The sequence below is a fragment of the Candidatus Paceibacterota bacterium genome (genome assembly GCA_035546035.1).
Taxonomy (GTDB): domain Bacteria; phylum Patescibacteriota; class Minisyncoccia; order Phycocordibacterales; family UBA6065; genus UBA6065.
In genome coordinates, this window is record DASZXC010000003.1 from 123,409 (window position 1) to 129,473 (window position 6,065).

General features: G+C 55.4%; 7 protein-coding genes and 2 tRNA genes. 7 read left to right on the forward strand and 2 right to left on the reverse strand.

Annotated features, from left to right (window positions below; genetic code table 11):
- Positions 1–50 precede the first annotated feature (50 nt).
- Both VHE10_01135 and dnaX read left to right on the forward strand, forming a co-directional pair.
- Positions 51–134: transfer RNA gene (locus VHE10_01135), tRNA-Tyr, on the forward strand.
- A 33-nt stretch (positions 135–167) separates the two neighbouring features.
- On the forward strand, positions 168–1,223 hold the full coding sequence (dnaX, locus tag VHE10_01140) for a DNA polymerase III subunit gamma/tau (GenBank protein HVU06383.1): 1,056 nt from the start codon (positions 168–170) through the stop codon (positions 1,221–1,223).
- A 40-nt stretch (positions 1,224–1,263) separates the two neighbouring features.
- Here the strand turns inward: dnaX and VHE10_01145 are convergent, their stop codons facing one another.
- Positions 1,264–1,653: a hypothetical protein gene (locus tag VHE10_01145; GenBank protein ID HVU06384.1), complete on the reverse strand. Its 390-nt coding sequence runs from the start codon at positions 1,651–1,653 to the stop codon at positions 1,264–1,266.
- A gap of 127 nt (positions 1,654–1,780) precedes the next feature.
- On the opposite strand from VHE10_01145, the gene VHE10_01150 reads away from it, so the two are divergent.
- The 4 genes from VHE10_01150 (at position 1,781) to VHE10_01165 (ending at position 2,961) form a co-directional block, all read left to right on the forward strand.
- A tRNA-Gln gene (locus VHE10_01150) sits at positions 1,781–1,851 on the forward strand.
- Between the two features lie 34 nt (positions 1,852–1,885).
- The gene (locus tag VHE10_01155) at positions 1,886–2,125 is read left to right on the forward strand and encodes a hypothetical protein (GenBank protein ID HVU06385.1); all 240 of its coding nucleotides are present in this window, start codon (positions 1,886–1,888) and stop codon (positions 2,123–2,125) included.
- Between the two features lie 9 nt (positions 2,126–2,134).
- Positions 2,135–2,488, forward strand: a complete 354-nt coding sequence (locus tag VHE10_01160) for a DUF2200 domain-containing protein (GenBank protein ID HVU06386.1) — start codon at positions 2,135–2,137, stop codon at positions 2,486–2,488.
- An 8-nt stretch (positions 2,489–2,496) separates the two neighbouring features.
- Positions 2,497–2,961: an 8-oxo-dGTP diphosphatase gene (locus VHE10_01165; protein ID HVU06387.1), complete on the forward strand. Its 465-nt coding sequence runs from the start codon at positions 2,497–2,499 to the stop codon at positions 2,959–2,961.
- Between the two features lies 1 nt (position 2,962).
- On the opposite strand, the gene VHE10_01170 is transcribed toward VHE10_01165, so the two are convergent.
- Complete coding sequence (locus VHE10_01170; GenBank protein ID HVU06388.1) at positions 2,963–3,475, reverse strand: PAS domain-containing protein; 513 nt, start codon at positions 3,473–3,475, stop codon at positions 2,963–2,965.
- A 248-nt stretch (positions 3,476–3,723) separates the two neighbouring features.
- Between VHE10_01170 and VHE10_01175 the strand changes: the two genes are divergently transcribed.
- Positions 3,724–6,065 (forward strand): hypothetical protein (locus VHE10_01175; GenBank protein ID HVU06389.1); only part of this gene is annotated, 2,342 nt, incomplete at its 3' end.

Here is a 6,065-nt window from a genome sequence, read left to right on the forward strand (position 1 = left end):
TTTTTCTTGAGAAAACGGCGAAATCTGGTAGAGTGTTGAGGTTCTTTCATGCGTAGGTGGTAGAGTGGTCAATTACAACAGACTGTAAATCTGTCGCCCATTGGGCTACACAGGTTCGAATCCTGTCCTACGCACAAAATCCCCAAGCGCTCTGGTATACTGGGTCCATGTCCCACGAAGTGCTCTACAGAAAATACCGTCCGCAGTCTTTTGACGAAGTCGTCGGCCAGGATTCCGTCGTAAAGGCTCTCCAGGGCGCTATTAAAAATTCCGCCGTTGCCCACGCATATCTGTTCGCCGGGTCGCGCGGCATCGGCAAGACGTCCATCGCTCGTATATTCGCGCGCGAGATCGGCACGACGCCAAATGACATATATGAGATAGATGCCGCATCGAACCGCGGCATAGATGACATCCGCGCTCTCCGCGACGCGGTCGCGGTATTGCCGTTCGAATCGAAATTCAAGGTCTATATCATAGACGAGGTGCATATGCTCACGAAGGAAGCGTTCAACGCGCTCCTGAAGACGCTCGAAGAGCCGCCGAGGCACGTCGTATTTATCCTGGCGACGACTGAAGTCTATAAATTACCCGAAACGATCGTGTCGCGCTGCCAGGTATTCGAATTCAAGCGCCCCACGGTGGATATACTGAAGGATACGGTCATGTCCGTCGCCAAAAAGGAGGGCTATTTGTTGGAGCCTTCTGCCGCAGAGCTCGTCGCGCTGGTCGGCGACGGATCGTTCCGCGATTCGCACGGCATTTTAGAGCGCGTCATCGCCGGGCTCGGTGCCCAGAAAGGCAAAGGCGCGGCGAAGATCATCCGCGACGACGTCGAAGAGGCGACCGGCTCGCCAAAAGCGGAATTGGTCCGAGAATTCATCGGCGCATTGGCTTCGAAAGACGCAAAATCCGCATTCGGCTCTATCGCTAAGGTAAAAGAAAAATCGTTCGATCCGAAATTGTTCCTCGAATTGTCGCTTTCGCTTGCGCGGCTCGCCCTGCTCCAAAAGATAGCGGGGGAGGAGGCGACTCAAGGCGCGTCGGACGAAGATAAAAAATTCATAGCGAAGGCGCTTGCCGAAGGCTTGGCACTCGATTCAAAATTGCTCCGCGGTCTCCTCGGCGCTTTCGATTACATAGGCTCGTCGCCGATACGCGAATTGCCGCTGGAGCTCGCTGTTTTGGATATCGTAGGAGAAGAAAAAGGCCTGTTTGTATAAAAAAGAGCCTCGCACGCGCGAGGCTCTCGGAATAAGAGATTTAGGCGACGACCGCGCGGTAGCGGTTCACGAAGCGTTTAGGGATGCAGGTGCCGCCGCCGAACTGATTGACGATCGCATCCATGCCGTCCACGACATGGCCCAAGACCACCATGCCAGGCAGGTCCTTGTGCGGCGTGCAGACGAACCAGGTGCCGATGGGGCAGGCGTAGAGGTCAACGTCTTTGCCCTTCGGGACGGCCGCCAGCTCTTCAGCTGTCAGCTTGCGTCCTGGGAAACCGGCGATCTGCTCGCGCAATTCCTGAAGGGCTTTCTGTCGCCGGCATGCGAATCCTTCGAGCCGAAGCCCGCGTTTTTCTCGCGCCTCTTTCAGGCGACGCTTGCCGAAAAGCGCCCGACCGACGAGTCGCATAATGGTTCTGATTCTCATAAAGAACAAGGTATTGAGGGGTTATGAAGAGGTCAGTTTCGGGCAGACTATACGATTTCCTGATGACGCCGTCAATCGTTTCTTGTACAACCGAGAGCCGCACGCTACTATGTCCAAATCGGTATATTGCCGGATCGTCTAATGGTAGGACATGGGCCTTTGGAGCCTAGAATCTTGGTTCGATTCCAAGTCCGGCAACACGATGCGCATGTTTCGTAGTAAAATATTAGATATGTATTTCAAATCAAAAAAGGTATCGCTTCTGATCTTGGCTATAACGGCTCTCGTGTTTTCCCGAACGATGTTCGTCTTCTTCAATGATGCCGAAGGCCCGAATCTGCTCGTGGTCGTCGTGACGGCGGCAGTCATATATTTTCCGGCTCTGGCGGTATATTTGCGCAAGCCGCGTCTTCTAGCGGCGGCCCTCGCCCAGATATTAATCGCCGCGGTTCTTTATCTTTTTCTGAAGTAGGCTCTGCGCATGCTCAAAGAAAACCTCTACGCGACGAGCTTCTCGAAAGTCTATCCGTACTATATCGCCAAGTCGAAGAGAAAAGGCCGCACGAAGGAAGAGGTGGACGAGCTCATCCGCTGGCTGACTGGCTATACCCAAAGGCAATTCGAAGCCCAGATGGAAAAAGGAACGGATTTTAAGACTTTCTATATGAAAGCGCCCAAACCGAATCCGAAAAGGCGCTTGATAAAGGGCGTCATCTGCGGCGTTCGAATAGAGGAGATAGACGATAGGGTCATGCGGGAGATCCGCTATCTGGACAAGCTGATAGACGAGCTGGCCAAGGGCAAGCCTGTGGAGAAGATCAAGCTCCGTGGTTAAATAGAGGCATGATACAGACCACGCTCAATTTTCTCATAGAGGGCGACAAGGTCCTCCTAGCCATGAAGAAGAGGGGGTTCGGTGCGGGGAAATGGAATGGCGTCGGAGGAAAATTGCGGGCAGGCGAGAATCCGACTCAGGCGATCATCCGCGAGTCGGCCGAAGAGATCGGCGTTACGATCTCGCCGAAAGATATTGTTTCCGTCGGCGTGATGGATTTTCATTTCACCGATAGACCCGATTGGGACCAGCGGTGCCATGTATTCGTCACGCGCGCATGGCAGGGCGAGCCTGCCGAGAGCGAAGAGATGCGGCCGCAGTGGTACGGATTCGCGGACGTGCCGTATGATTCGATGTGGATAGACGACAAGCACTGGCTGCCGTTCGTGCTCCAGGGCAAAAACGTCAAAGCGACCTTCCATTTCTCGAACGGCGGGGCCGATATGGTCAGTCACGACGTAAAGACAGCCTAAATCAGGCTTTTCTTACGGATTTGGGCGCTTTCGGAAGCTTGAGAGGCTTCGGCGTGATCGGTTTCGCCCGATCGATATCGAGGAAAAGGATAGGTCTGCCGATGGCGCCGAGCACGAGCCGCGCGCATCCTTGGACCTTTGTCTTCACCCCTTCTTTTTTTATCTCGACGAGGCTGAATATGACGGCGCGGCCGGGCTTGCTTTCCAATTTTTTCCAGAGATTCTGATATATGGCAGGGGTTATATCCGTGACGTCGCTCACGTTCTTCCTCCGAAGCTCGTCTCGCGCGTATCCGAGTATCGTCCGCGCCGATTCGGACGCGGCGGTCACCATTCCATCCTCTTCGAGCGACATCGCATATCTGTCCGGCGCCGAGATCTGGTCGCCGATGCCTTTGATCGTCGTGAGCCGCTTGCAGAAGCGGCATTTGAGCTCGATCTCTCCGGTCATGATGAAGCCGCGGGCAAGCAGTTTGCCGCACTCGCACCTGTAGGCATCGAGGATGTCTTTCATGATTTCGAAAGATTATGCCACGTTCCCTTTCTCAATACTATGGGAACGGGTTGGGGATAGGAAAGCCATTGAAAGTGCTATAATTTTCAACATAGAGAAGCTCTCGAAGCTCAAGTCGGAGGTTGCTTTTGAGTTTCGTGACCAATCCCTTGTCATCACGGCGTTTTCGCCCTATATTCCTGTCCTTAACCATAGGATTGACGGCGCTTTGTGCTGTATCATATCCGACCGCCGCTCTTGCGGCTGGCGTGCCTTCGACCCTTTCATACCAAGGCCGTCTCACTGACGGATCCGGAAACCTTCTCGGGGGTACGGGAACGACCTACTATTTTAAATTCTCTCTCTGGAACAATGCGACGGTCGGAAACGGCTCGCGATTGTGGCCTGCGGTCGCTCCGTCCACGTTCTCGACGACGGTCAGGCAGGGCGTTTTCAATGTGAATATCGGCGATACGCCTGCGGGGTACCCTGATGCGCTCAATTTCGATTTCAGGACGTCTGACATATACCTTCAGGTCGAGGTTTCAGCGAACGGATCGGCGTTCGAGACGCTTTCTCCGCGCCAGCCGATCTCTTCGGCTGCATTCGCGCAGATAGCGGGCGCGATTTCGGGCGCGGGGCAGTCGGCGATCGGCACGACGACGCCCGCGACCGACGCGGTTGCGACGATCGAGGCCACGACATCGTCCGCGGTCGCATTGGCGGTGCGCGGAACGGCGGGACAGACGGCCAAACTGCTCGATGTGAGGAATGTCCTCGGCTCATCGCTCTTTTCCGTCAATTCTGACGGCCAGATAAACGCCGCGGCGCTCGCTACTTTGGCCGGAGGCATCATTTCCAACGCCTCTTCGACCATTTCCGGCCTGACTACGCTCAATGCGACTTCCACGAATGCCACCACGACGAGCCTGTTCGCGGGCATCATCCGCGGCGCGGGGCTCACGTCTTGCTCCGGCTCGTCCGACAAGCTTATCTGGAACTCGGCAACCGGACAATTCGGTTGCGGAGTGGACGCCGGCGGATCGGGAAGCGGCATCTCGGGTATCGCCGCCCAGTATTCGCCTTTTCAGACGGGAGCATCGCAGACGCTCGCGACCACGTCCGATGCAAATATCCTTTTGACAATCACGTCGTCGGGCGATACGCATACCTTCTCGCCATCATGGACCGGCACGCTATCGGCCGCTCGTGGCGGTACGGGGCTGTCTTCGATCGCGGACGGATCGCTTCTCGTCGGCGGACCGGGGAATACCATCGCACAGATCTCAACCTCGTCTCTCGGTCTGAATACGGCGAATATCGTTGAAGGAAGCAATCTGTATTACACCGACCAGCGCGCCGACGCGCGTGTGAATGCGATCATAGGTGCGACGACGTCTATCGCGTCGCTCACCGACCTGCCGCATATCGCTCGATCTACAACGACGAGCGCTACGACTACGAACTTGGCGCTCACGTCGGTCGCGGGATCGCTATTGAAGACGAATCCTTTGGGAGGAGTGGTCGCCGCGGTACCGGGCGTTGATTATTTGGCCGCGGGGAACGGCTGGTCCACCACATCGTCGGATTATTACGCGTCAGTGAACGATTTCTTCTCGACGACGTCCGCGAATTATTGGGATTCGACGATGGCGCGATGGGGAACGACGTCGGCCGATTACTATAAATCGACGGGCAATTTCTTCAGCACAAGTTCGAGCGATTACTATGCGGGCCAGTTCGGAGGCTTCGCTATCTCGGGCGGATACCTGGCGCCGACGACCACTCGAACGATATTGGCGAATGGAGGATTGATTTCGCAGGGATCGTCAACGATAGCTGGTAATTTCACGGTTACGGGGAATCTCGCGGTAGCTGGAAATGCGACGACAAGCCAGGCGACGACCACAAATTTGGCCGTTACATCGGTAACCGGTGCGCTTTTGAAGACGAACAGCAATGGCTCGGTGGTTGCCGCGGTCGCGGGCACGGATTATGCGCTACCGGGAGGGTCATGGTCCACGACGTCCAGCGATTACTACAAGTCAGTCGGTAATTTCTTCTCGACGACCTCAAACGATTATTACGCCTCGCAGTTTAGGGATTTCGTTATCTCGGGAGGATATCTCGCTCCAACGACGACGAGGACTATTCTCGCCAACGGCGGCTTCGTATCGCAGGCGTCCTCCACGATAGTCGGTAATCTGGCGATAACCGGCAACTTGGTTATTGGAGGCAATTCCACGACCACGAATGCTACGACGACCAATCTTGCGGTCTCTTCAATAGCAAACTCGCTGTTGAAGACGAGCGGTAACGGATCCATTATCGCGGCGGTTGCGGGCACTGACTATGCCACCGCAGCGCAGTTGTGGGCGACGACCTCACAGAACTACTACAATTCCCAATTCCGCGACTGGAATATCGTTGCGAGCTCTCTGCGACCGACGACTACGCTCGGAATTTTGGTCAGCGCGTCTTCCACGTTTAACGGAAACCTGGTCGTGGTCGGAAATGCAACGACAACGCAGGCGACTACGACCAATTTAGCCGTTTCTTCCGTTACCAACTCTCTGTTGAAAACCAATGGTTCTGGTTCGGTCGTCGCGGC

Bases quoted from the DNA above. Each gene is read 5' to 3' on its own strand.
- dnaX (HVU06383.1), top strand. From the start codon at position 168: ATGTCCCACGAAGTGCTCTACAGAAAATACCGTCCGCAGTCTTTTGAC.
- VHE10_01145 (HVU06384.1), bottom strand. From the start codon at position 1,653: ATGAGAATCAGAACCATTATGCGACTCGTCGGTCGGGCGCTTTTCGGC.
- VHE10_01155 (HVU06385.1), top strand. From the start codon at position 1,886: ATGTATTTCAAATCAAAAAAGGTATCGCTTCTGATCTTGGCTATAACG.
- VHE10_01160 (HVU06386.1), top strand. From the start codon at position 2,135: ATGCTCAAAGAAAACCTCTACGCGACGAGCTTCTCGAAAGTCTATCCG.
- VHE10_01165 (HVU06387.1), top strand. From the start codon at position 2,497: ATGATACAGACCACGCTCAATTTTCTCATAGAGGGCGACAAGGTCCTC.
- VHE10_01170 (HVU06388.1), bottom strand. From the start codon at position 3,475: ATGAAAGACATCCTCGATGCCTACAGGTGCGAGTGCGGCAAACTGCTT.